Origin of the sequence: Micromonospora sp. WMMD961 (assembly GCF_029626145.1) — a bacterium.
Classification (GTDB): Bacteria; Actinomycetota; Actinomycetes; order Mycobacteriales; family Micromonosporaceae; genus Micromonospora.
The window spans coordinates 3,206,488-3,230,580 of sequence record NZ_JARUBJ010000002.1 but is presented as its reverse complement, the minus strand read 5'-3'; the positions used below and the strand labels follow the sequence as shown (position 1 = coordinate 3,230,580).

General features: G+C 72.0%; 16 protein-coding genes. 4 read left to right on the top strand and 12 right to left on the bottom strand.

Annotation, left to right across the window (positions count from 1 at the left end; translation table 11 throughout):
* Positions 1-58: 58 nt before the first annotated feature.
* From O7614_RS14535 to O7614_RS14490, 10 genes are all read right to left on the bottom strand, one after another.
* Positions 59-1,363, bottom strand: a complete 1,305-nt coding sequence (locus tag O7614_RS14535) for a TrpB-like pyridoxal phosphate-dependent enzyme (RefSeq protein ID WP_278138982.1) — start codon at positions 1,361-1,363, stop codon at positions 59-61.
* A 21-nt stretch (positions 1,364-1,384) separates the two neighbouring features.
* A complete protein-coding gene (locus O7614_RS14530; RefSeq protein WP_278138981.1) occupies positions 1,385-2,608 on the bottom strand; it encodes an MFS transporter in 1,224 nt (407 codons plus the stop codon).
* Positions 2,605-3,831 (bottom strand): ATP-grasp domain-containing protein, encoded by a 1,227-nt coding sequence (locus tag O7614_RS14525; RefSeq protein ID WP_278138980.1) that lies wholly within the window; start codon positions 3,829-3,831, stop codon positions 2,605-2,607. Before O7614_RS14525 ends, O7614_RS14530 begins: the two co-directional genes overlap by 4 nt.
* Complete coding sequence (locus O7614_RS14520) at positions 3,828-4,607, bottom strand: phenylalanine--tRNA ligase beta subunit-related protein (RefSeq protein ID WP_278138979.1); 780 nt, start codon at positions 4,605-4,607, stop codon at positions 3,828-3,830. Before O7614_RS14520 ends, O7614_RS14525 begins: the two co-directional genes overlap by 4 nt.
* Before the next feature lie 187 nt (positions 4,608-4,794).
* Positions 4,795-6,033 carry an amidohydrolase family protein gene (locus O7614_RS14515; RefSeq protein ID WP_278138978.1) on the bottom strand — a complete coding sequence of 413 codons (1,239 nt, stop codon included), beginning with the start codon at positions 6,031-6,033 and terminating at the stop codon, positions 4,795-4,797.
* 84 nt (positions 6,034-6,117) lie between these two features.
* Positions 6,118-6,768, bottom strand: a complete 651-nt coding sequence (locus O7614_RS14510; protein ID WP_278138976.1) for a prephenate dehydratase — start codon at positions 6,766-6,768, stop codon at positions 6,118-6,120.
* Positions 6,752-8,176, bottom strand: a complete 1,425-nt coding sequence (locus O7614_RS14505; protein ID WP_278138975.1) for a phenylacetate--CoA ligase family protein — start codon at positions 8,174-8,176, stop codon at positions 6,752-6,754. The genes O7614_RS14510 and O7614_RS14505 overlap by 17 nt, the downstream gene beginning before the upstream one ends.
* Positions 8,177-8,238: 62 nt before the next feature.
* The gene (locus O7614_RS14500) at positions 8,239-8,952 is read right to left on the bottom strand and encodes an SDR family oxidoreductase (protein WP_278138974.1); all 714 of its coding nucleotides are present in this window, start codon (positions 8,950-8,952) and stop codon (positions 8,239-8,241) included.
* Positions 8,949-9,557 (bottom strand): aminodeoxychorismate/anthranilate synthase component II, encoded by a 609-nt coding sequence (locus O7614_RS14495; RefSeq protein ID WP_278138973.1) that lies wholly within the window; start codon positions 9,555-9,557, stop codon positions 8,949-8,951. The genes O7614_RS14500 and O7614_RS14495 overlap by 4 nt, the downstream gene beginning before the upstream one ends.
* On the bottom strand, positions 9,554-10,987 hold the full coding sequence (locus O7614_RS14490; protein WP_278138972.1) for an anthranilate synthase component I family protein: 1,434 nt from the start codon (positions 10,985-10,987) through the stop codon (positions 9,554-9,556). The genes O7614_RS14495 and O7614_RS14490 overlap by 4 nt, the downstream gene beginning before the upstream one ends.
* 457 nt (positions 10,988-11,444) lie before the next feature.
* On the opposite strand from O7614_RS14490, the gene O7614_RS14485 reads away from it, so the two are divergent.
* From O7614_RS14485 to O7614_RS14470, 4 genes are all read left to right on the top strand, one after another.
* Positions 11,445-12,866, top strand: coding sequence for a PLP-dependent aminotransferase family protein (locus O7614_RS14485; RefSeq protein ID WP_278138971.1), 1,422 nt, complete (start codon positions 11,445-11,447; stop codon positions 12,864-12,866).
* Between the two features lie 285 nt (positions 12,867-13,151).
* The gene (locus O7614_RS14480) at positions 13,152-18,554 is read left to right on the top strand and encodes a carboxyl transferase domain-containing protein (protein ID WP_278138970.1); all 5,403 of its coding nucleotides are present in this window, start codon (positions 13,152-13,154) and stop codon (positions 18,552-18,554) included.
* A gap of 136 nt (positions 18,555-18,690) precedes the next feature.
* Positions 18,691-18,933, top strand: coding sequence for a DUF5988 family protein (locus O7614_RS14475; RefSeq protein WP_278138969.1), 243 nt, complete (start codon positions 18,691-18,693; stop codon positions 18,931-18,933).
* A 274-nt stretch (positions 18,934-19,207) separates the two neighbouring features.
* Positions 19,208-19,912, top strand: coding sequence for a 4'-phosphopantetheinyl transferase superfamily protein (locus O7614_RS14470; RefSeq protein WP_278138968.1), 705 nt, complete (start codon positions 19,208-19,210; stop codon positions 19,910-19,912).
* A gap of 274 nt (positions 19,913-20,186) precedes the next feature.
* Here O7614_RS14470 and scpA read toward each other — a convergent pair whose 3' ends face one another.
* Together scpA and O7614_RS14460 are read right to left on the bottom strand one after the other, a co-directional pair.
* Positions 20,187-22,313 (bottom strand): methylmalonyl-CoA mutase, encoded by a 2,127-nt coding sequence (gene scpA / locus O7614_RS14465; protein ID WP_278138967.1) that lies wholly within the window; start codon positions 22,311-22,313, stop codon positions 20,187-20,189.
* Positions 22,310-24,079 (bottom strand): methylmalonyl-CoA mutase subunit beta, encoded by a 1,770-nt coding sequence (locus O7614_RS14460; protein ID WP_278138966.1) that lies wholly within the window; start codon positions 24,077-24,079, stop codon positions 22,310-22,312. Before O7614_RS14460 ends, scpA begins: the two co-directional genes overlap by 4 nt.
* Positions 24,080-24,093: the final 14 nt, after the last annotated feature.

Here is a 24,093-nt window from a genome sequence, read left to right as displayed (position 1 = left end):
TTCACCCCCGGTGCTCGTCGCGGGTTGGGCGCCGCACCGCGCCCACCCCTGTGCGAGGTCAGTCCGTCAGCTTTCCGGCGAAGTAGTCGATGTAGGCCTGCATGTCGAAGTGGCCGTGTCCGGAGAGGGAGAAGACGATCGCCTTCGACTCGCCGGTGTCCCGGCAGTGGAGCGCCTCGTCCACCGCGACCCGCACGGCGTGGGTGGACTCGGGTGCCGGCACGATCCCCTCGCTGCGGGCGAACAGCACGCCGGCCTCGAAGCAGGCGGTCTGCGGCACCGCCCGCGCCTCGATCAGGTCGATCTCCCGCAGCGCGCTCACGATCGGGGCCATGCCGTGGTAGCGCAGCCCACCGGCGTGGATCGCCGGCGGGTGGAAGTCGTGGCCCAGGGTGTGCATCTTGGTCAGCGGGGTGAGCCCGGCGGTGTCGCCGAAGTCGTAGTCGTAACTGCCCTGGGTCAGCGACGGGCAGGAGGCCGGCTCGGCCGCGACGAACCGCACCGTCGGGCCACCGCCCCACTGCCGACGTAGGAACGGCAGGGCCAGCCCGGCGAAGTTGGACCCGCCGCCGGCCGCGCCGACCACGATGTCCGGGTAGTCGTCGGCCATCGCCAACTGGAGCAACGCCTCCTGGCCGATGATCGTCTGGTGCATCAGCACGAGGTTGAGCACCGAGCCGAGGGCGTACTTGGCCGCACCGCCGCTGCTCATCGCCGCCTCCACCGCCTCGGAGATGGCCAGGCCGAGGCTGCCGCTGGAGTCCGGGTCGGCGGCGAGCGCCGCCCGGCCCGCCCCGGTGCGATCACTCGGGCTCGGGGTGACCGAGGCTCCGAACGTCTCCATCAGGCCCCGCCGGTACGGCTTCTGGTCGTAGCTGACCCGCACCATGAAGACCTCGCAGTCGAGGCCGAAGTAGGAACAGGCCATCGAGAGCGAGCTGCCCCACTGGCCGGCGCCGGTCTCCGTGGTCAGCCGCTGCACGCCGTCCTGCTTGCTGTAGTACGCCTGCGGGACGGCGGTGTTCGGCTTGTGGCTGCCGGCCGGGCTGACCCCCTCGTACTTGAAGTAGATCCGGGCCGGCGTGCCGAGGGCCTGCTCCAGGCGACGGGCCCGGACCAGTGGGCTGGGCCGCCACTGCCGGTAGATGTCGAGCACGGGCCCGGGGATGTCGATCTCCCGCTCGGTGGAGAACTCCTGCTCGACCATGCCGGTGGCGAAGAGCGGTTCGAGGTCCGCCGGGGTGATGGGCTCCCGGGTGCCGGGGTGCAGCATCGGGGGTAGCCCCTTGGGCAGATCGGGGACCACGTTGTACCAGGTCGTCGGGATGTCACTCTCGGGCAGCACGAACTTCGTCGCGGTCATGGCCTCTTCCAGGGGTGGGTGTCAGGGACTGGCGGTGGCCGGCTCGGCAGGTGACGGCACGGACCGGGCAGCCGGTCGCATCCGCAGCACCGCGAACGCGACCACGCCGACCACCGGGGTCAGCAGGAGCAGGAGGAGGACGGGCTGGTGCCCACCGGCCTGCCAGACGAAGCCGAGGCCCATCGGCACGACCAGCCGGGCGGAGCTGAGCACGAAACCGTTCAGGGCCATGAAACCGCTGACCCGGTGCTCCTCGACGTGGTCGGCGATGTAGGTGGGCACCACCACCGAGGCGATGATCTCGCCCAACGTCCAGACCACTGTGGACAGCAGGACGGCGGGCAGCGAGAACGCGAACACCAGCACGGCCATCCCGGTGGACCACAGCAGGCCCGCGACGATCAGCAGCGTCCGGGTCGAGTACGCCTTCATCCGCTTCTCGATCAGCAGACTGGTACTGACCACGACCACGCTGTTGATGGTGTAGACCGCCCCGACCACCGCCACCGACGAGTGCAGCACTGTGGTGACCGCGAGCGGCAGCGTGTATTCCAGGCCGATCAGCGGCGCGACGTAACAGAACGAGACCACCACCAGCACCGCCACGTCGAGGTCGCGGCGCAGCCCGGCTCGACGGGTTCCGGCGACCGGTGAAGCCACCGGCACGCGCCGGGTGTCCGCCGGTACGAACATCCAGATGGTCGTCGCCGCGACCAGACCGAGCAGGATGTTCCCGGCGAACATCAGCTGGTAGGAGTAGGCCGCCGCGATCCCGCCGAGCAGCGGGCCGACCCCCATGCCGAGGTTGTTGGCGAGGTAGCTGACCGTGTACGCGAACGGCCGCTCGCCCGGTTCGGTCAGGTCGGCGATCAGCGTGTTCGCCGCCGGGGCGAACATCCCCATTCCGACCAGCGCGACGAACAGCAGCGCCGCGTACGTCCAGGTGGGACCGTCGAGCAGGGCGAGACCCAGGTAGCCGACCGCGTTGAGCAGCAGGCTCGACACCAGCGCGGCGCGTCGGCCGGCGCGAGCACACACCGGGCCGCTGAGCAGGCTGCCGGCGAGCAGGCCGGTGCTGCCGACGGAGATCAGCACACCCGCCTCGCCGGTGCTGAGCTGACGACTCTGCACCAGGTAGACAGCGAGCAGCGGGAAGACGAACATGCCGGCCCGGTTGATGAAGGAGGCGTAGACCAGCATCCGCAGCGGGCGCGGCAGCGCCCGGAACCGGCCGAGCCAGCTCACGCGTCACCGACCGGCTCGGTGACCACCTGGAAGGCGTCCCGGATCACCTTGAACCGGGCGCGCACGTCGTCGAAGTCGCGGCCCTCGCAGACGTACCAGCCGAGCACGTCGTTGGAGGCGGTCGGCACGGCGAGCACGTCGCCGACGCTCTTCCACACGTCCGCGTCGAGCACCGAGTCGAGTGCCCGCAGATCCTCCGCTGTGGTGATCTCGGTGATCCGGCCGTACCGGTCGGAGCAGAGGTATTCGGTGCCGATCTCCGGGCCGAGGGTGGCCGCCGGCACGTGCCCCGGGTCCAGTTCGAGTCGGCACCACTCCCCGGCCAGGTTGATCCCCCGCCCGGCCTGGATGGCGGGGACGATCGAGCCGCCACCGGCCCGGGCGGCCGCTTCGCCGAAGACCAGCCCGCCGTCGTCGCGGAGGAAGAACTCCACGTGCGCCACACCGGTCCGCATCCCGAAGCCGCGCAGCACGGTGGCGTTGGCGGCCACGATGCGCCGCTCCGCCGGGGTCAGGTCGTGCTTGCGGGAGACCGTGCCGCCGGGCTCGTCGCGAAACTCCAGGATCGAGTACGTGTAGCGGGAGAGTTGGTCGAAGACCACCTCACCGTCGCGCAGCAGCGAGTCGACGTGGTATTCGACGCCCCGGACGTACTCCTCCACCCGGTAGTCGTGGCGGTCGTCGGCGACCAACGGCCACACCCGGGCCAGGTCGTCGGCGGAGTCCACCCGGTGCGTGTCGCCGCAGGCCCAGCCGGCGTACGGCTTGATCACCACCGGCCAGCCCACCTCGGCGGCGAACTCGGCGACCGCGCCCACCGTCTCGGGTCGGCACGAGCGGGCCACCGGCACGCCCACCTCGACGGCCCTGCGGTGCATGACGTTCTTGTCTCGGAAGGTCAGCGCCTGCTCTGGGTCGAGACCCGGGATGCCGTGGTCACGCCGGCAGTGGGCGGCGGTGAGCACGTCGCCTTCGAACAGCGGGAAGATGCGCTCCACCGGCTGCGCGGCGAGGATCGCGGTGACCGTGGCACGAACGGCCTCCCGGTCGTCGAGGTCGGTGAAGTAGCAGGGCATCCCGGCCGCTTCGGAAGCCGGCTGCCCGGTCGGCAGCAGCGCGACGGTGGCGACGCCCAACTCGGCGGCGGCGGCGACCACACTGCGGAACTGGGCCGCGTACCGGCCGGCGGCCGGTCGGTAGATCACCAGGATCGCGCGGTTCACGAACGGCTCCCACTGTCGCTGCCGACCGGGCCGGCGGTGCGCAGGACGGCGCTGGTCGCCGTGGCGTCGAGCACCGCCTCCTGCCGCGTGCCGTCGGACAGTTCGTCGAGGACGCCGGCCAGCCGGGCGAGCGCGTCCACCACCTCCGCCCGGCCACCGGGGTGGGCCGACTCGACGGTGAGCAGCAGCCGGTGCCGGCCCAGATCGGTGCGGACCAGGTGGCCCTGCCGCCAGTTCCAGCGCCGCGAGTGGGCCCGCCCGTCGGCGTCGGCGTAGACGACCTCACCCGGTTCGGGCTGCTCAGGGGCTTCGGGAGCGCCGAGCGGCAGGTACGTTTCGGTGCCGTCGGCCGGCCGGACGACCAGGTCGGCGAGGCCGTCGACCGCGCACGAGGCGACCGGCAGCGCCGCGCCGAGCGACACCGCGTTGCAGAGATCGACCAGGGCGTTGATCCGGGGCAGCCGGTCACCCTTGGCGACCCGCCGGGCGATCGACTCGGCGGCACAGGGAAACCTGTTGGGGTTCACCCCGACCGCCCGGTACGCCTCCCGCCACGCGGCGATGCCCGGCAGATCCGCCACCCCGGCCTTGTCCAGGCCGGCCGCGTGCAGCGCGTCCTCGGCGGCGGTGAGAAGCGTCGACACGGCGGGAGGCGCCGGAGCGACCTCGACCACCGGCACGGCGATCACGCCGAGCACGTAGTGCGGCACTGCGGTCAGCACCCGGTCGTCGATGCGCACGGTGAGGGTGTCCACACCGTCGCTGAGCTGGGTCATCGTGGTCCTCGTAGGGTTCGGGTCCGATTGTCGGTCCGACCGTACGCAGCGGGCCGACCACCGGGTGTGGCCAATCCGGGGTGATCCGGTGAGGCCAATCCGGCGGTCGGTGGCTGATCGTCGGAACGGCCGGCACGGGTTGGCGCGCCGGCGGCCAGCAGTGGGACGACGGGCACGCCTCGGCGCATCACGCCATCCCGATCGGCTGCCCGGCGCGGTAACGGGCGGCGTCCCCGGCGACCACCCGACCGCCGAGCAGCACCATCTCGATCGCCTCCGGCCGGCCCAGCACCGTGATGTCCTCGGCCGGGTCCCCGTCGGTGACCACCAGGTCGGCCAGCCGGCCCGGCTGCACGGTGCCCGCCTCGTCGCCCCGACCGGCCAACCGCGCGCCGTTGGCGGTGGCCCAGGTCAGCACCACCGGGGCGGGGATGCCGGCCATCGTCACGTACGTCTCCAACTCCTCGGCGTAGCGGCCGTGCGGGGTCCAGGCGAACCCGAAGTCGTCGCCGGCCACGATCGGGATGCCCATCTGCACCATCAGCGGCAGGATGCGCAGGGTGTTGTCGACCTCGGCCTGGAACTCGAGCGTCTCCAGGTACTCCGGGGTCTTGCCGTGCCGAACCCCGTCGGTGAGCAGGCGGTGTGGCTGGTGCAGGCTCGGCACCACGAAGATGCCGCGGTCGGCGATCGCCTCCAGGGCGGCGTCGTCGGCGTACGTGGCGTGGTCGATCACGTCGACGTCGGCGGCGATGGCGTTGCGGATGCCGTCCAACCCACGCGAGTGCGCCCGGATCCTCACTCCCCGCTCGTGCGCGGCCCGGGCCGCGATCACCAACTCCTCGGCGGTGAACAGCAGTTCGTGTGACCGGCCGTTGGGGAAGGTGTCGTCTCCGGTGGAGAAGACCTTGATGATCTCCGCGCCCTGGGCGACCTCGGTGTCGACGTACTCGATGAGCTCTTCCGGGGTGTCGGCCAGCCGCATCAGGTCGCTCGGGATGCGTTGCTTGACCCCCGGGTTGCGCCGCTGCGGCGGGCCGGACACCATCAGGTCCCGGCTGCACGGAGTGATCCGCGGACCCGGCAGCTTTCCGCTGTCGATGGCCCGGCGCAGCGCCATGTCGATGCCGGACACCGAACCGGCGCCGACGAAGGCGGTGTAGCCCAGCCGGAGCATGGCGGCGGCGTTGGCGGCGGCACCGAGGGTGACCTCCGGAATCGTGTACTTGAACAGCATCTCCCGGCCGTCGAGCACGTCCAGGTACGCGATGTGGGTGTGGCCGAGCGTCATCCCCGGCATGACCGTCCGGCCGCCGAGGTCGAGGACGTTGACGTCCGGGTCGTGCAGGGGTGCCTGCGCCTCGGGCAGCACCGCGACGATGCGCTCGCCGTCGAGCAGCACGCTGTGGTGCGGTCGGGAGGCCACGCCCAGTCCTTCCTGGACGGTGGCGCGATGCAGCAACGTTCGTCGGGACACGACTGTCACTCCGGTTTCTCTCGGTGTCTGGTCTCAGCGGCGGCCGAACAGGGTCCACACGATCTCGGCGCCCGGCCGCAGGGCCACCCACCGCAGCGCGTGGCGGTGCACCCCCGGCGCGTTGGTCACCGCGAGGTCGGCGCCGTCGGCGGCGAGGATCTCGGCGGCGTGCTGGGTGGAGTCGGCGTCGACCCACCGCACCGGGCGGTCCCGCAGGGCCGGCGGCGCGAGGTCGGTGAAGATCCGCCGGACCTCCCACAGGGCGGCCACAGTGAGCTGACCGCCGGCCGGGTCCAGCTCGCGGTCCGGCCGGGCGGCGATGCCGTACTCCGGCGTCGCCTGCGCGAAGTAGGCATCCAGCCGCAGGTCGCGGTGCCAGTGGAAGCGGGTGAGCCCCTGGTAGGCGCTCGGCACGAGGGCCTGGTCGACCCGCCGCTCGACCAATGCGGCGAGCACCGCGTCGAAGCTGTCGGACAGCTCGATGCGCAGCCCGTGCCGCTCGGCGAGGAACGCCGCGGTCAGGTGACTGGACGTCCCGGCCGGGCCGAGGGTGGCCAGTGTCGTGCCGGGCCGGCTCGCCCACCGGTCCACCACGCTGCGCCAGCGCCGCCCGTACGCGTCGGTGAGCGGCCCCGGTAGCGCGGGCACCCGCTCGTCGGCGACGGTCTCAGGTGGTGTAGCCACGATTGCCCGCCATCCGCTGCGCCACCCGGGTCTCGTGGTCGACCTCGACTCGCCGGTCGACGATCCGGGCGGCCTTCCAACTGACGAAGGCACCGGTGCTGACGATCGGGTCCAGCCCGTCGGTCAGCTCCACCTCGACCGGTACGCCGAGCGCGGCGGCAGCCCGCTCCCGGACCCCGTCGGCCACCCCGGCGGGGTCGTCGGTGAGGTCCTTGAGCAGCTCCAGCCGGACCGTCAGCCGGTCGGTGCCCGCGCCCGGGTCGTGGTCGATCACCACCTGGTAGCCACCCGAGCCGACGACCCCGGTCAGGACCGCCATCTCGATCTGCCCGGCGGTGAAACGTCGACCGCCCAGCTCGATGCGGTCCAGGGTGCGGCCGACGATCTGCACCAGGTCGCCGGCCATCTCACAGTCGCAGTCCGACGCCTCGACGATCACCGCGTCGCCGGTGCGGTACCGCACCAGCGGCTTCACGCCGTCGATCAGCATGGTGACGGTGAGTTCTCCGCTGCCCCGCGAGCCGTACGACGTGCCGGTCTCCGGGTCGACCACCTCGATCAGGTAGTTGGTCTGGGAGAGGTGCATCCGCTTGTTCCGGCAGGCGGTGGCGATGACGAACGCCTCCTGCGAGCCGTACAGGATGTTGTAGACGTCCGCGCCCCAGACGGACTCCAGGTTGCGGGCCAGCGCCGGGGTGCACATCTCGCCGGTGACGAAGAGCAGTTTGACCGCGAAGTCCTCGCGCAGCCGGTAGCCGTAGTGCTCGGCGGCCTTGGCCAGCATCATCGCCACGCCCGGCGTGCAGCAGACCACCTCCAGCTCGAGGTCCTTCATCAGCTGCAACGCCTTGGCGAACCCGATCACCGGCGAGTACGGCCAGATCTTCGCGTTCAACGAACCGACGTTGCGGGCGACGTCACCGAGGGTGTCGCCGAAGGAGTGCACCTCGGTCGGGCCCATCAGCCCGATCCGGGGCGGGTGGTCGCCGAAGTGGTGGCGGAAGATCGACGCCCAGGACTCGGTGACGTGGGCGTTGCTGGCCACCACCTCCCGACCGTCGCGGGGGCACGGCGTCGCGCGGCCGGTCGTGCCGGTCGTCTCGTAGAAGAAGACCCCGTCGGCCAGCGGTCGGCTGAGTACGTCGAGCATCTCCTGCCGCAGGTGCGTCTTGGTCGTGAAGGGCAGCCGGTCGAGGGTCGCCGGGGTGATCGTCGACAGATCGACGTCGGCCAGGTGACGGGCGTAGAACGGTGAGCCGGTGGACACCTGGTCGAGCACCGTGCGCAGTTGCCGTTCCCGCCAGGCCCCCAGGTCGGCCGGGGCGAGGGTGCGGTCGTAGAACGCCGTGTGCAGAGCCAGGTAGTCGACGGCGAAGTCCGCCGCCGGTCCGGTGGTCGGAAGCCACATGGGTCGGGTCCTCTCCAGGAATGAGCCGGCTGCCGTGCGGTCGCGGCGGGCCGTGAGGCAGGTCAGTGCAGGCCACCGTTGACGTCCAGAACCGACGCGGTGACATAGCTGCTCTCCGGGCCGGCCAACCAGGCGACGGCTGCGGCGACCTCGGCCGGCACGCCGAACCGGCCGACCGGGATCCGGGCGCGGTAGTCGTCCCGACGCACGACCGGGATCCGGGCGGCCATCGGGGTGTCGACCAGGCCGGGGGCGACCGCGTTGACCCGGATGTGGTGCTCGGCGAGCGCCCGGCCAAGGCTGCGCGTGAGCGCGATGCACGCACCCTTCGACGCCCCGTACGCCGCGTCCGGGCTGCCGGACTGCCCGCTGATCGAGGCGACGTTGACCACGGCGCCGGGGCGGCCGGCGGCGATCAGCGTGCGGGCGAACGCCTGGGTGCAGAAGAACGCGGCACCCAGGTTGACGTCGAGCACCTGCGCGTACGTCTTCGGGTCGTAGTCGAGGAAGTCCCGGGCGTGGTAGACGCCGGCGTTGTTGACCAGCACGGTCGGCTGGCCGTACCGCTCGTGGATCCGCGCGAAGAGCTGCTCCACCTGCTCCGGCACGGCCACGTCGGCGACCAGCGAGGCGTACGCCGCCGGGTCGCCGGCCGGCTCGACGTCGACGCCGAGCACCCGGTGCCCGGACCCGCTCAGGGCGGCGGTCACGGCCCGGCCGATGCCGCCCGCCGCGCCGGTGACCACGGCGACGGGGGCCGACTGGTCGTCGGTCATGACGTTCCCGCCGCCGGCGATCCGGCCACCGGCAGCGCCACGGCGACGCGCAGGAAGTTGTCGAACAGGCGTAGCCCGTCCTCGGTGAGCACGCTCTCCGGGTGGAACTGCACCCCCTCCACCGGCAGGGTCAGGTGTCGTACCCCCATCACGTAGCCGTCGTCGGACGACCGCGCGGTGACCTCCAAGGCCGGCGGCGCCGGGTCCGCGACGATGAGCGAGTGGTAGCGGGTGACGGTGAGCGGGGCGGCCGCCCCGGCGAAGACGCCCCGGCCGTCGTGGCCGACCACGCTCGTCTTTCCGTGCATCAGGTGCCGGGCGACGGCGACCGACCCGCCGTAGGCGAGGCCGATCGCCTGGTGACCGAGGCAGACACCGAGCAGCGGAACCCGGCCGGCGAAAGCGTGCACCAACTCCACGTGCCCGGACTCGGCGGGATGGCCCGGCCCGGGGCCGAGCACCACCGCGTCCGGCCGCAGGGCGGCCAGCTCGTCGCTGCTCCGCGACCGGGAACGGACCACCACGGTCCGCGCGCCGAGGGTCCGCAGGTACTGGTCGATGATGTGGGTGAAGCTGTCGTACGCGTCGACGAGCAGGACCTTCACGGCAGCAGCTCCGTACCGGTCAGGGCCCAGAAGGTGGCGCTCATCTTGGCCAGCGTCTCCCGCCACTCGGCGTCGGGGTTGGAGTCGGCCACGACCCCGGCGGAGGCCTGGGTGCGGTAGCGGTGGCCGTCGTGCACGGCGGTGCGGATGCAGAGTGCGAGCACCGCGAACCCGCGCACGTCGACCAGGCCGACCGAGCCGGCGTAGACACCCCGGGGTTCGTCCTCCAGCCCGTCGATGATCTCCATGGCCCGCAGCTTCGGCGCGCCGGTCATGGTGCCGGCGGGGAAGGCGGCGCAGATCGCCGCCCAGACGTCCGCGTCGTCGGCGAGTTGTCCGGAGACGGTGGAGACGAGGTGGTGCACGTACGCGAACGGCTCGACGTCGAACATCGCGTCGACGCTGAGCGTGCCCGGCACGCAGACCCGACCGATGTCGTTGCGGCAGAGGTCGACGAGCATGACGTGCTCGGCGCGTTCCTTCTCGCTGGCCGCCAGCTCGGCCACCAGCCGGTGGTCGGTTTCCGGATCGGCGCTGCGGGCCGCGGTGCCGGCGATCGGACGCATCGCCAGCCGGCCCTGTTCGATGCGGAGGAACAGCTCCGGGCTCGCCCCGATGACGGTCCCGCCGGCCCAGGGCGTGAGGTACATGTAGGGCGACGGGTTGCGGTGTCGCAGCCGGCGGTAGACCTCCAGCGGGGTGAGGGTGGTCTCCACGTCGATCCGGTGGCCGATCTGGATCTGGTAGCTGTCCCCGACCTGGATGTGCCGCAGGCACTGCTCGACCCGGGCGGCGAACGTCTCCTCGTCGACGGTGTCCCGGACCAGGCTGGGCGGTGGGGCGGCCGGCAGTTCCCGGTCGACGTCGGGCAGCCCGGCGAGAAGGGCCGGTAACCGGGGGGCCGTGGTGTCCTCCGGCAGGTGCGGGCCGGTGGCGGCGAGGTGCCGCACGGTGCCGGCGCGCAGGTCCCACCAGACGGTGTGCCGGAACAGGACGAGGGTGCAGCGCGGGATGTCGTCGACCACCCGGTCGACGGAGAGTTCGTCCATGTCCCGCGCGGCCTCGTACGCCAGGGTGGTGAGGAAGCCGAAGGCGAAGCTGTCGGTGGGCGCGGTGGTCCGCACCGCGAACGCCCGTTGCACGGCCCGGACGCCGGCCCACACCTCGGACGGCCCGGCGACCGACCAGACCCGTTGCTGGGCGCGGTGCCGGACCGGTTCGCCCAGGACGGCGGTGAGCACTGCCGCCAGGGCATCGCCGAGCGGCCCCGCGGAGATCACCTCAAGCCGGTCGGCGATGAACCGCAGCTCGGCGAGAGCATCCCAGCCGACGGCCGCAGCGTGGCGGTCCTGGGCCGGGCCGTCCAGGCTTTCGAAGAGATACAGATCGTCCGAAGAACGAACTTCGGCGAGCGCCGTGTAGAGCGACAAAGGATCGATTGGCGACAGTGTGACAGATGTCACTTCTATTGGAATTGAGTTGGTCGGTGGCGTACGCCGCACCGCCACGGAATGCGACCCAATGAGCCGCGTGGCAGTCTTGGCCGACAATGAGGACACTGCGAAACCCCCTCTGAGCAGCCCGATTCACGCGCCCCCGTTGGCGATGACCCCGCCGGGTGACGCGGCAGGTCGGACTCTTCCCCCCAGCACAAAAGGACTCGCACGACCACCCCTGCACCGGGGCCGGCGACGATGCCGAAGTCCATATTGGACATACTCGGAACGTACGCCCGGATTCGCCGACAGCTGGGCGGTTGCGCGTCCGACCAACACTTTCCTCAGGCACGGATCATGCTGTCCATACCACTTCAACGACGCCGGAGCGGACCACTTGTCGCTGAATCTAAGCCTGTCAATAGATGGTCAATCGCGTGAAACGCTGGCAGTGCGGCTCCGTAACGCATTTCGCACACAGATCGAGGAGGGCACGCTTCGTCCCGGCACCCGGCTGCCGTCGAGCCGGCAGCTCGCCGTCGACCTCGGGGTGTCCCGCAGTGTGGTCGTCGAGGCGTACGAACAACTCTGCGCCGAGGGGTACCTCGTCTCACAACACGGCTCAGGCACCTCCGTGGCGGCGACGGCACGAACCGACAGCGGCTCGGCGCTCACACTGGACGACCGCACGGCGACGACGGCGGTCTGGGACCTGCGCACCGGCGGCCTGCACAGCTCCACCTTCCCCCGTCAGGACTGGATCCGGGCGGTCAGCGCGGTGGTCACCTCGGCCGGCCACCGCGAGCTGGGGTACGCCCCACCGTCGGGCCTCCCGGTCGTGCGGCACACCCTCGCCGGCTACCTCGGTCGGGTGCGGGGCGTCCGCAGCCGACCCGAACACCTCATGATCACCTCGGGGTTCGCCCAGGGGCTCGCACTGCTCTGCCGGCAGCTGCGCGACCGGGGCCACCACAGCGTCGGGGTGGAGGACCCGGGGCACCCGGGCGAGTGGGAGTTCATCGCCGACGCCGGCCTGCGCCCGGTGGGCCTCCCGGTGGACGCCGACGGCATCCGGGTCGACGCGCTGGCCGCGAGCGGGGTACGCGCCGTGCTCGTCACCCCGGCCAGCCAGTTCCCCACCGGGGCCACCCTCAGTGCGCAACGCCGGGAGCAGCTCGTCGGCTGGGCCGAAGCGGTCGACGGCTACATCGTCGAGGACGACTTCGACGCCGCCTTCGTGGCCCCGGCGCATCGGATGCCGGCACTGCAGAGCCTCGCCCCGGACCGGGTGATCTACGCCGGCAGCGCCAGCAAGGTCCTCGCGCCGGCGCTGCGCCTCGGCTGGCTGGCCACCCCGGCGGCGCTCACCGCGCCGATCGAGCGGCTCCGCGCCGGCTGGGACATCGGGTGCTCCAGCCTGGAGCAACTCGCCCTGGCCCGGCTGATCGACACCGGCGCCTTCGACCGGCACCTTCGCCGACTCGGGGCCGACATCCAGAAGCGCCGTCAGGCGGTCCACCAGTTCGTGGCCCGCGAGATGCCCGGCAGCAGAGTGCTCGGAGGGCACAACGGGTTGCAGGCGTACCTGGTGCTGCCCGCGCGGTGCGACGAGGAGGCCCTGGTGCGGGCGGCACGGCGTCGCTCGGTACTGGTCCGAGGCGGTCGCTTCTACGCGCTGCGCGCCGACGACCGACCGCCGGCGCTGGTCGTCGGCTACGCCGGGGTGCGCGGCTCGGAACTGAGCCGCGGCCTGGCCGGGATCGCCGGGGCGTACCGGGAGACGACCGGCCGCGCCGGCTCCACCACCACACCCGACACCCCTGCCGCCTCGGTGCCGTCCCGCTGGGCGGCCTCCCGGGCGAGGCGAAGCTAGGGCTGTGTCGAAGTCCTCGGTCGAGCCGAGGCGGAGTCCGGGCGGCGGTCCGGCAAGGCGGATATTCGTTCGGATACCGGTGTTGTATCCGGCCGAATATCCAACGCAGCCGGTCGTCGTCCGGGCCCGCCGCAGGCCGGCCAAGGGCTTCGACACAGGCGCTAGGGGTGTCCGCTGGCCCCGGAGGCGGGCTACGGTCCGGCCGTGCCCGTACCGCGATACGCGCGCGGGTCACTCGGAATCGTCGTCTGTCGAAGCGGCAGACGACGGGGGAGGGGTCGACCGGTGTTCAGGCGTATCGCGATCATCAATCGGGGCGAGGCCGCGATGCGGCTGATCCATGCCGTACGGGATCTGTCCGCGGAGTCGGGTGAGCAGGTCGAGACGGTCGCCCTCTACACCGACGAGGACCGGACCGCTACCTTCGTCCGCGCGGCCGACGTGACCTATCCGCTGGGCGCCGCGGCCACCCGCCCCTACCTCGACCACGCGCTGCTGGAGCGCGCCCTGGTCGAGACCGGCGCCGACGCGGCCTGGGTCGGCTGGGGATTCGTCGCGGAGGACCCGGTGTTCGCCGAGCTGTGCGAGCGGCTCGGGGTGACGTTCGTGGGGCCCGGCGCGGAGGCGATGCGCAAGCTCGGCGACAAGATCGGCTCGAAGCTGATCGCCGAGCAGGTGGGGGTGCCGGTGGCCCCGTGGAGCCGGGGCGAGGTCGCCACGCTGGAGGACGCCCTTCGCGCTGGCGAACAGATCGGCTATCCGCTGATGCTCAAGGCGACCGCCGGTGGTGGCGGGCGTGGCATCCGGCGGGTCGACTCGGCGAAGGACCTCACCGACGCCTACGAGCGGACCAGTCAGGAGGCGCTGCGGGCCTTCGGGTCCGGCGTCGTCTTCCTGGAACGCCTCGTCACCGGCGCCCGACACGTCGAGGTGCAGATGATCGCGGACGGGCAGGGCGGCGCCTGGGCGCTCGGCGTACGGGACTGCTCGGTGCAGCGTCGCAACCAGAAGATCATCGAGGAGTCCGCCTCGCCGGTGCTGGCGGCGGAACAGGTGGCCGAGGTCAAGGCGGCGGCGGTACGGCTCGCGCTGGCGGTCGGCTACCGGGGCGCTGGCACCGTCGAGTTCCTGTACCACCCGGCGCAGAAGCTCTTCGCGTTCCTGGAGGTCAACACGCGCCTGCAGGTCGAGCACCCGATCACCGAGATCACCACCGGCACCGACCTGGTCAAACTCCAACTGCACGTGGCCGGCGGCGGCCGCCTCGACGGTGCGACGCCGGTCGAGGCGGGTCACGCCATCGAGGCCCGGCTCAACGCCGAGGACCCGGACCGCGACTTCGCGCCCTCCCCCGGCCGGGTCGTGCGGCTCGCGCTGCCGGCCGGCCCGGGCATCCGGGTGGACACCGGTGTCAGCGAGGGCGACAGCATCCCGGCGGCCTTCGACTCGATGATCGCCAAGATCATCGCGTACGGGCGGGACCGCGACGAAGCACTCGGTCGTCTGCGCCGGGCCATGGCCGAGACCACCGTCATCATCGAGGGCGGCGCCACCAACAAGAGCTTCGTGCTGGACCTGCTCGACCAGTCCGAGGTGATCGACGGCTCCGCCGACACCGGCTGGATCGACCGGGTCCGTGCCGAGGGCCGCCTGGTCACCCACCGGCACTGGGCGCTCGCCCTCGCCGCGGCCGGCATCGAGGCGTACCAGGACGAGGAGGAGGTGAGCCGGCAACGCCTGTTCACCACCGCGTACGGAGGCCGACCGCAGGTGCGGCACGAGACCGGGCGTCCGCTCGACGTCAAGCTGCGCGGCGTCGGCTATCGGGTCGCGGTGTCCCGGGTGGACCGGGAACGGTTCCGCGTCGGCCTGTCGGCGGGCGGCGACGTCCACCACCTGGACGTGCAGGTGCAGCGGTTCGACGAGCACCGTGGGCAGATGCTGGTCAACGGACGCCGTTTCCGGTTGGTGACCGCCACCCACGGGCCGATCCACACGGTCGAGGTCGACGGCGTCACCCACCGGGTCAGCAGGGACGAGGGCGGCGTGGTCCGCTCCCCCGCACCCGCCCTCGTCGTCGCCACTCCCCTCGCCGCCGGTGACGAGGTCGAGGCGGGCGCACCCATCCTGGTGCTGGAGAGCATGAAGATGGAGAACGTACTCCGGGCCCCCTTCAAGGCCCGGGTACGCGAGTGCCCGGTCTCGGTCGGCAGCCAGGTCGAGACCGGCACCCCCCTGATGCGCCTCGAACCGCTTGCCGACGTCGCCGGCGAGGAGACGCCGGGTGCGGTCGAGACCGTCGAGATCGACCTCCCGACGGCACCGGCCGGTACATCGGCGAGACACGCCCTGGACGATCTGCGCGCGCTCCTGCTCGGCTACGACGTCGACCCGGGCGAGATCAGCCACCCGGCCCCGGGGACCGAACCGCCGACGGCCTGGCTCGACCTCCTGACGATCTTCGCGAACCTGGCGGAGTTGGCCCGTAACAAGCCGCGTCGGACCTCTGACGCCCAGCCGGGCAGCGCCGTTCACACCCCGCGCGAGTTCCTGCACAGCTACCTACAGAGCCTCGACGTCGAACGGGCCGGCGTCTCCGCCACGTTCGTGGCACGCCTGCAACGGGTCCTCGTCCACTACGGCGTGACCAGCCTCGACCGGACACCGGAGCTGGAGGACGCCGTCTTCCGGATCTTCCTGGCCCAGCAGCGGATGGCCGCCGCGGTCCCGGTCGTCTCCGAGGTGCTGCGCCACCTGCTCGCCGGACCGGCACCCGCCGGTGAGCAGCGCGAACCCGCAGGGATCGTCCTCGAACGACTGGTCGAGGCCACCCAGGTCCGTTTCCCGGTGGTCGCCGACCTCGCCCGGGGCCTGGTCTTCCGCTGGTACGCCCAACCGCTGCTGCGCCGCACCCGCGCCGAGGACTACGCCGGGGTCCGCGCCGACCTGCGGCACCTCGACCAGCACCCGGACGCCCCGGACCGGGCCGAACGCGTCCAACGGATGGTCTCCTGCCGGCAACCCCTCGTACGGATCATCGGCCAGCGCATCCGACGCCGGGGCCACACCGAGCACGGCGCCCTGCTGGAGGTGCTCACCCGGCGCTACTACGGCAACCGCGGACTGCGGGCCGTCACCGCGCGGGGCGGCTTCATCACCGCCGAGCACGGCACCACCCACGTCGTGGCGGGCGCCACCGACATCCCCCGGCTGCCGGAAACCCTCGCCGCGCTCGCCGCGCTCGCCGCCGACGCCCCGGCCCGGCTGGTCGCCGACCTCTACGTCGCGTTGGGCGACCAACCCGACGACGACGACGCGATCGCGGAACGGCTCGGGAAACTCTTCGCGGACCAGCCGCTGCCCTCGACCGTCGAGCGGGTGACCGCCACCGTGGCCAGCGCCAACGGCGCGGTCATGCACCACTACTTCACCTTCCGGCCCGGCGAGACCGGCTTCACCGAGGACCGGCTGATCCGGGGCCTGCACCCGCAGATCGCCCAGCGCCTGCAACTGCAACGGCTCCGCGACTTCGACCTGACCCGGCTGTCCTCGGCCGACGAGGAGATCTACCTCTTCAAGGCGGTGGCGCACAGCAACCCGGCCGACGAACGGCTGATCGCCATGGGCCAGATCCGCGACCTGACCCCGCTGCGCGAAACCGACGGGCGGCTGGTCGCGCTGCCCGCCCTGGAGGAGGCCACCACCCTGGCCCTGGACGCGATCCGCGACATCCAGGCGCGGCGTCCGCAGGACAAGCGCTTCGACACCAACCGGATCATGATGTACGTCTGGCCGCCCACCAACCTGTCGCGCGACGAACTGAACGCGCTGGTCCAGCGGATCCTGCCCACCACCATCGGCGCCGGACTGGAAGAGGTGCAGTTCATCGCCCGGCAGCCGCACTCGGCCGAGGACGTGGCGGTGACGATCACCCTTGATCCGGGCAATGGCGCACGGCTGAACGTGGGCGCGCCGTCCACCGAACCGGTGCGACCGTTGGACGACTACCGACAGAAGGTGCTGCGTGCCGCACGCCGCGGCACCACCTACCCGTACGAGCTGACCGGGCTGCTGGGCCGCTTCACCGAGTACGACCTCGACCCGTCCGGGACGCTCGTGCCGGTCGACCGGCCGAAGGGGAGGAACTCGGCGGCCATCGTCGCCGGCGTGGTGACCACCCCGACCGAGCGGTACCCGGAGGGGATCACCCGCGTGGTGCTGCTCGGCGATCCGACGAAGTCGCTGGGCGCGCTCTCCGAACCGGAGTGCGCCCGCGTGATCGCCGCCCTCGACCTGGCCGAGACCATGCGGGTGCCCCTCGAATGGTTCGCGCTGTCGGCCGGAGCCCGCATCTCGATGAGTTCCGGGACGGAGAACATGGACTGGGTCGCCGCCGCGCTCAAGCGCGTCGTGACGTTCACCCAGGCCGGTGGTGAGATCAACATCGTGGTGGCCGGCATCAACGTGGGCGCCCAGCCGTACTGGAACGCCGAGGCGACGATGCTCATGCACACCAGGGGCATCCTGGTGATGACCCCGGACTCCGCGATGGTGCTCACCGGGAAGCACTCGTTGGACTTCTCCGGTGGGGTGTCCGCCGAGGACAACTTCGGCATCGGTGGCTACGACCGGGTGATGGGCCCGAACGGGCAGGCCCAGTACTGGGCGCCCGACCTGCCGGCGGCCCGGGACGTGCTGATGGCGCACTACGACCACAGCTACGTCGTACCCGGGGAGACCGGGCCTCGCCGGGCCGGCACCGACGACCCGGTGAACCGGGATGTGTCGGACTACCCGCACACCGTCGACGGCAGCGACTTCACCACCGTCGGGCAGATCTTCTCGGCGGGCCACAACCCGGACCGTAAGAAGGCCTTCGACATCCGTACGGTCATGCGCGCCCTGTCCGACCAGGACCACCCCGTCCTCGAACGCTGGGCCGGGATGGCCGACGCCGACACGTCGGTGGTGCAGGACGCACACGTGGGTGGCTATCCCGTCTGCCTCATCGGCATCGAGTCGCGGCCCGTACCCCGGCGCGGATTCCCGCCTACCGACGGCCCGGACACCTACACGGCGGGCACGCTGTTCCCCCGCTCCTCGAAGAAGACGGCACGGGCCATCAACGCGGCCTCCGGCAACCGGCCGCTCGTCGTCCTGGCCAACCTGTCCGGCTTCGACGGCTCCCCCGAATCGATGCGCAACCTCCAATTGGAGTACGGCGCCGAGATCGGCCGGGCGATCGTCAACTTCGAGGGGCCGATCGTCTTCACGGTGATCTCCCGCTACCACGGTGGGGCGTTCGTGGTCTTCTCGAAGGCACTGAACCCGAACATGACAGTCCTCGCCTTGGAGGGATCGTTCGCCTCGGTGCTCGGCGGCGCCCCGGCCGCGGCTGTCGTCTTCTCCGGTGAGGTGAACGACCGCACCGCCCGGGACCCGCGAGTCGCGGACCTCCACGCGCAGGTGGCGGGGGCGACGGGCGCGCAGCGCACGGCGTTGAACGTCCGGCTCGCGGAGGTGCGCTCGTCGGTCCGCGCGGAGAAGTTGGGCGAGGTGGCCGCCGAGTTCGACCGGGTGCACAGCATCCAACGTGCCGTCCAGGTCGGCTCGGTCGACGCCATCGTCAGCACGGCCGACCTGCGACCGCGCGTCATCGAGGCGATCGAGCACGGCCTGAAGAGCTGAACGAACCGCGACCTTCCGCACCTGGCGATACCTCGCCCGTGCCACGCCGCGGTACTAGGGGTCTGTGTCGACGCCGGAGCCGCCACCATGCTGGATTCGGGAGCAACGACGCTCCCTGGCGGAGAGGAACGATCCGATGCCCCAGCAGTATCTGACGCTCGACCGGCCGGCGATGGCACCGACATCCGAGCCCGTGATGGTGTTCCTCCAGGGTGGACCGGACGGCGTTCCGCGCACGATGGTGGCCAGCGTCGAGCAGCTCGTCTACGGGAAGATCAAGGTGCCCTACCTGGCCGGCTACGAGCACTTCGAGCGCCGCGTCGGCGACGGCTCCCCGCTGTTGTTCACCTGGACCGGCCGGACCAAGATCGCCGAGTGACCCGGGGCGGATCGCGGGCCGTACCCCTGCCGGCAGCCCTGGCACGGCGGCCCGCGACCGGACCCCCACCCGCTGCCCGGCCCCTAGCCGTCGAGGGCACTCCCTTAGCCCGGCGAGCCCGGCCCGTGAAAGCCGCAGCGTTCGTTCCCTGCGGCTACCAGCGCCGATACTGTTGAAGCGTGACCAATGTCAGCCGCATTCAGCCACTGCCGCCCGACTGCGTCAGGTCGGATGCCGCTGACTCCGGAACCGTTTCTCCGGCGCGGAGGAAGCCATGATCGAGTCCATTCTTCCCGGCGCCGTGACGGCCGTCGACACGTTCGTGGACCCGCCGGACGCCGAGCTCTTCCCCGAGGAGGAGGCAGTCGTCCGCAAGGCGGTGGACAAGCGCCGCCGCGAGTTCACCACTGCCCGCTGGTGCGCCCGCCAGGCGATGCGACGGATCGGGATCGCTCCCGCGTCGGTCCTGCCCGGCACCCGGGGCGAGCCCCAGTGGCCGTTCGGGATGGTCGGCAGCATCACCCACTGCGCCGGCTACCGCGCCGCCGTCCTCGCCGAGCAGGAGAAGGTCACCACCGTCGGCATCGACGCCGAACCCAACGAGGCGCTGGCCAACGGCGTACTCGAAGCCGTCTCCCTGGCCGAGGAGCGGGACCGCATCGCCGTCCTGCTGCGGGACCATCCCGGCGTCGCCTGGGACCGGCTGTTGTTCAGCGCCAAGGAGTCGGTCTACAAGGCCTGGTTCCCGCTGACCGCGCGATGGCTCGACTTCGAGGACGCGAACATCGTCATCGACCCGCTGAGCGGGACGTTCACCGCCACACTGCTGGTGACCGGGCCGTGGGTGCACGGTCGGCGACTCAGCGGCTTCAGCGGCCGGTGGATGGCCGAGCAGGGCCTCGTCGTCACCGCCATCACGGTGCTCGCCCCGGTGGCCCCGAAGACCCGCGCGACCGGCCGCCTGGCCGCCCACCGCTGAACTCCGCCCCGCCGCCGCGCCGCCCCGCCCCGCCGCCCGCGCCGCGCCGCCCCGCCGCCCGCGCCGCCACCGCTCGCCGCCGCGACGGCCCGAAGATCCGAGCAACTTCCCCGATGTTGCTGCCTCCGCAACGCGGGAGCCAGCAGGATCCCTGAGGTTGCGCGGATCTTGGCGACGCGCGCTCGGCCCCGCCCGGCAGGTGGACGCGGCCGCGACGCGCGGTGGCCGCTCCCGGGCGGGAGCGGCCACCGGCGTACTCGGGCGGGGCGTGACCTCAGCGCAGCAGGCGTTCCAGAAGGTCCATCGCCGCCTCGGCGAGGACCGTGCCGGGTGGGAAGACGGCCGAGGCGCCGGCCCGGCGGAGCGCGGCGATGTCACCGGGCGGAACCACCCCACCGACCACGATCATGATGTCCGGACGCCCCAGGGCGGTCAGGGCCCCGCGCAGCGCGGGCACCAGGGTGAGGTGTCCGGCGGCGAGCGAGTTGACGCCGACGACGTGCACGTCCGCGTCGACGGCCTGCCGGGCGACCTCGTCCGGGGTCTGGAACAGCGGGCCGACCTCGACGTCGAAACCCAGGTCGGCGAAGGCCGTGGCGACGACCTTCTGACCGCGGTCGTGACCGTCCTGGCCCATCTTGGCGACCAGGATGCGCGGGCGGACCCCCCGCCGCTCGGCGAACGCGTCGGCTGCGGCACGCGCCCGCGCGACACCGGGATCGTCGCCCGCCTCGTCGCGGTACACCCCGTTGGTCGTGCGGATGTGGGCGACGTGCCGACCGTATGCCGTCTCCAGGGCCGTGGAGATCTCCCCGACGGTGGCGTGGGCCCGGGCGGCGGTGACGGCCAGGTCGAGCAGGTTGGCCGTCGGGTCGGTGGCGCCCCGGGTGAGCGCGGCCAGGGCGGCGGCGCAGGCCGACTGGTCGCGTTCGGCGCGCAGCCGGCGCAGTTTGGCGACCTGCTCGGCGCGGACCGCCGTGTTGTCCACCTTGCGCACCTCGATCGGGTCCTCGACGACCGGCCGGTGCCGGTTCACGCCAATCACCGGTTGGCGGCCCGAGTCGATCCGGGCCTGGGTACGCGCGGCGGCCTCCTCGATCCGCAACTTCGGCAACCCCTGCTCGATGGCCCGGGCCATGCCGCCGGCCCGCTCGACCTCCCGGATGTGGCCCCACGCGCGCTCGGCCAGGTCGTGGGTGAGCCGCTCCAGGTAGGCGCTGCCACCCCACGGGTCGATCACCTGGGTGGTGCCCGACTCCTGCTGCAGCAACAGCTGCGTGTTGCGGGCGATGCGGGCGGAGAAGTCGGTCGGCAACGCCAACGCCTCGTCGAGGGCGTTCGTGTGCAGCGACTGCGTGTGGCCCTGGGTGGCCGCCATCGCCTCGACACAGGTCCGCACCACGTTGTTGTACGGGTCCTGCGCGGTCAACGACCAGCCGGACGTCTGACAGTGGGTGCGCAGCGACAACGACTTCGGGTCGGTCGCTCCGGCGTCGCGCAGCAGCCGCGCCCACAGCAGACGGCCCGCCCGCAGCTTCGCCACCTCCATGAAGAAGTGCATACCGACCGCCCAGAAGAACGACAGCCGGGGAGCGAACGCGTCGACGTCCAGCCCGGCGGTCTTGCCGGCACGCACGTACTCGGCCCCGTCCGCGAGGGTGTACGCCAACTCCAGGTCGGCGGTCGCACCGGCCTCGTGCATGTGGTAGCCGGAGATCGAGATCGAGTTGAACCGGGGCATCCGCTGCGAGATGTAGGCGAAGATGTCCGCCACGATCCGCATCGACGGCTCCGGCGGATAGATGTAGGTGTTGCGGACCATGAACTCCTTGAGGATGTCGTTCTGGATGGTCCCCGCCAACTGCTCGGGCGTGACTCCCTGCTCCTCGGCGGTGACGATGTAGAGAGCGAGGATCGGCAGCACCGCCCCGTTCATGGTCATCGACACGCTGATCCGGTCCAGCGGGATGCCGGCGAACAGCTCCCGCATGTCGAGGATCGAGTCGATCGCCACCCCGGCCATGCCCACGTCACCGGCGACCCTGGGGTGGTCGGAGTCGTAGCCGCGGTGGGTGGCCAGGTCGAACGCGACCGACAGGCCCTTCTGCCCGCCGGCCAGGTTGCGCCGGTAGAACGCGTTGGACTCCTGCGCGGTGGAGAAGCCGGCGTACTGGCGGACCGTCCACGGGCGGGTGGTGTACATCGTCGGGTAGGGGCCGCGCACGAACGGGGCGATGCCGGGCAGCGAGTCGAGGAAGTCCACTCCGGCCAGGTCGTCGGCGGTGTAGAACCGCTTGACGCCGATCCCCTCCGGGGTCTGCCACACGTCGGTCGGCTCCGCGGCCGGGCCGCTCGGCGCAGGTGGTGCGCCGAGCGCGACGTCGGCGTACGAGGGGATCATCGGGGCACTCCGAGGTCGTCGAGGGTGGTCTCCAACACGTGCACGGCGTCGCATCCGGCGTACAGGTAGGCGTCGACGCCGGGATGCCCGCCGGGCCGCCCGGCCAGCCAGACCGTCGCCGCGCCGGCCTGCCGCAGCGCGGCCGCTATCGGCGCGGCCTGCTCGGCGTAGACCCGGTCGGACGAGCAGAGGCAGACCACCGCGCCGGGCGGGACCGGGTCGCCGGGGGCGGTCGTCACGGTGCGGATACCGCCGGCGGCGAACAGGTTCGCGGTGAAGGTGACCCGGGCGTTGTGGTCGGACGTCCGTCCGATCGCGACCAGGTGCACCAGCGGCGGCGTCGGCGCGCCATCGGCCCGGCGACGCAACTCCTCGAAGCGGTGCGCGTACCGGTGGCGGGGCAGGCCTCCGACGGGTGGGGGTGACCCGGCATGGCGGGCGGGGACCTGCTCGTCCAGGTCGGGGAACTCGCTGACGCCGGTGATCGCGTCCTGCCGGCGGGCCAACCGGGTGGTCCGGCGCTCCCAGGTGGCAGCCAGCCGGTCAGCGACGAGACCGCTGCGCAGCGCCGTTCCGATGCCGCCGGCCCGCTCGATCGTGGTGAACCAGTCCCAGGCCGCGCGGGCCAGGTCCTCGGTGCGTGACTCCACGTACCAGGATCCGCCGGCCGGGTCGGTGACCCGATCCAGGTGCGCCTCGTCCAACAGGATGATCTGGGTGTTGCGGGCGATCCGCTGGGCCGTCTCGTCGGGGCGCCCCAGGGCGAGGTCGAACGGCTGGATGGTGACCGCCCCGGCACCGCCGACGCCCGCGCCGAAGCAGGCGATCGTGGTCCGCAGCAGGTTGCTCCACGGATCCCGGGCGGTCATCATCGCGGCCGAGGTGACCGCGTGCTGCCGCTGCGCCGACGGCCGTTCGGCACCGGCGACCTCGGTGACCCGGTGCCAGAGTCGGCGGGCCGCCCGGAGCTTGGCGATCGTGGCGAACTGGTCGGCGGTCGCGGCGTACCGGAACTCGAGCTGGGCCAGCGACCTGGTCAGCGGGATCCCCCGATCGCTCATCGCCCGCAGGTACGCGACGCCGGTGGCCAGCGCACAACCCAACTCCTCGGCGTCGCTGCCGCCCGCGTCGTGGTAGGTGGTCGCGTCGACTGTCAACGCCCGCAATTCCGGGTGCGCCGTCACCGACTGGGCGGCCAGCTCCGCGGCGATCCGAAGTTCCGGTTCGACGCCGGTCGCCGCGTACGCCCCGTACGGGTCGGCGCCGAGGTTGCCCCGCAACACGCGGGGCTCGATGTGCTGCCTGCTGGCCACGTCCAGCAGGGCGGCGGCGGCCTTGTCGGTCTCGGTGCCGGCGTCGAGCACGATGCCGGTACGGTCCAGGGGGATCCCGGCGAGCAGCTCGCCCAGTTGCTCGGGTGCCGTCGCCCGCAGCCACAGCGAGGTCGCCCCGCCGTGCAGGTCGGCGCGGGCCGCCGTCGCGGTGCGTACCGGGTCGGGGTCGGTGTGCACGGTCCGCACGTCCCACCTGCCGCCGACTCCACCGCCCCGGGTGAACGGCGCCTGCCCGGGCCGGCCGTCCGGCACCGTGGTGTGGTGCGAGGTGTAGAGCGGGGCCAGTGGGAAGCCGTCGTACGTGGTGGTGGCCAGCAGGTCCGCGGCCTCGCCCGCCTGGGTGTTCTCGTCCGCCTTGCCGGACTTGCGCAGCACGCTCAGGGTGAGCCGCTGCCAGTCTTCGATGGCGGGAACCGGGAAGTCGTCTGTCATGAGTGTTCCTCCTT

Excerpts from the sequence above, each read along its gene's own strand:
- O7614_RS14535 (WP_278138982.1), bottom strand. The coding sequence starts at position 1,363 with ATGACCGCGACGAAGTTCGTGCTGCCCGAGAGTGACATCCCGACGACC.
- O7614_RS14520 (WP_278138979.1), bottom strand. The coding sequence starts at position 4,607 with ATGACCCAGCTCAGCGACGGTGTGGACACCCTCACCGTGCGCATCGAC.
- O7614_RS14505 (WP_278138975.1), bottom strand. The coding sequence starts at position 8,176 with ATGTGGCTTCCGACCACCGGACCGGCGGCGGACTTCGCCGTCGACTAC.
- O7614_RS14500 (WP_278138974.1), bottom strand. The coding sequence starts at position 8,952 with ATGACCGACGACCAGTCGGCCCCCGTCGCCGTGGTCACCGGCGCGGCG.
- O7614_RS14475 (WP_278138969.1), top strand. The coding sequence starts at position 18,691 with ATGCCCCAGCAGTATCTGACGCTCGACCGGCCGGCGATGGCACCGACA.
- O7614_RS14470 (WP_278138968.1), top strand. The coding sequence starts at position 19,208 with ATGATCGAGTCCATTCTTCCCGGCGCCGTGACGGCCGTCGACACGTTC.
- scpA (WP_278138967.1), bottom strand. The coding sequence starts at position 22,313 with ATGATCCCCTCGTACGCCGACGTCGCGCTCGGCGCACCACCTGCGCCG.
- O7614_RS14460 (WP_278138966.1), bottom strand. The coding sequence starts at position 24,079 with ATGACAGACGACTTCCCGGTTCCCGCCATCGAAGACTGGCAGCGGCTC.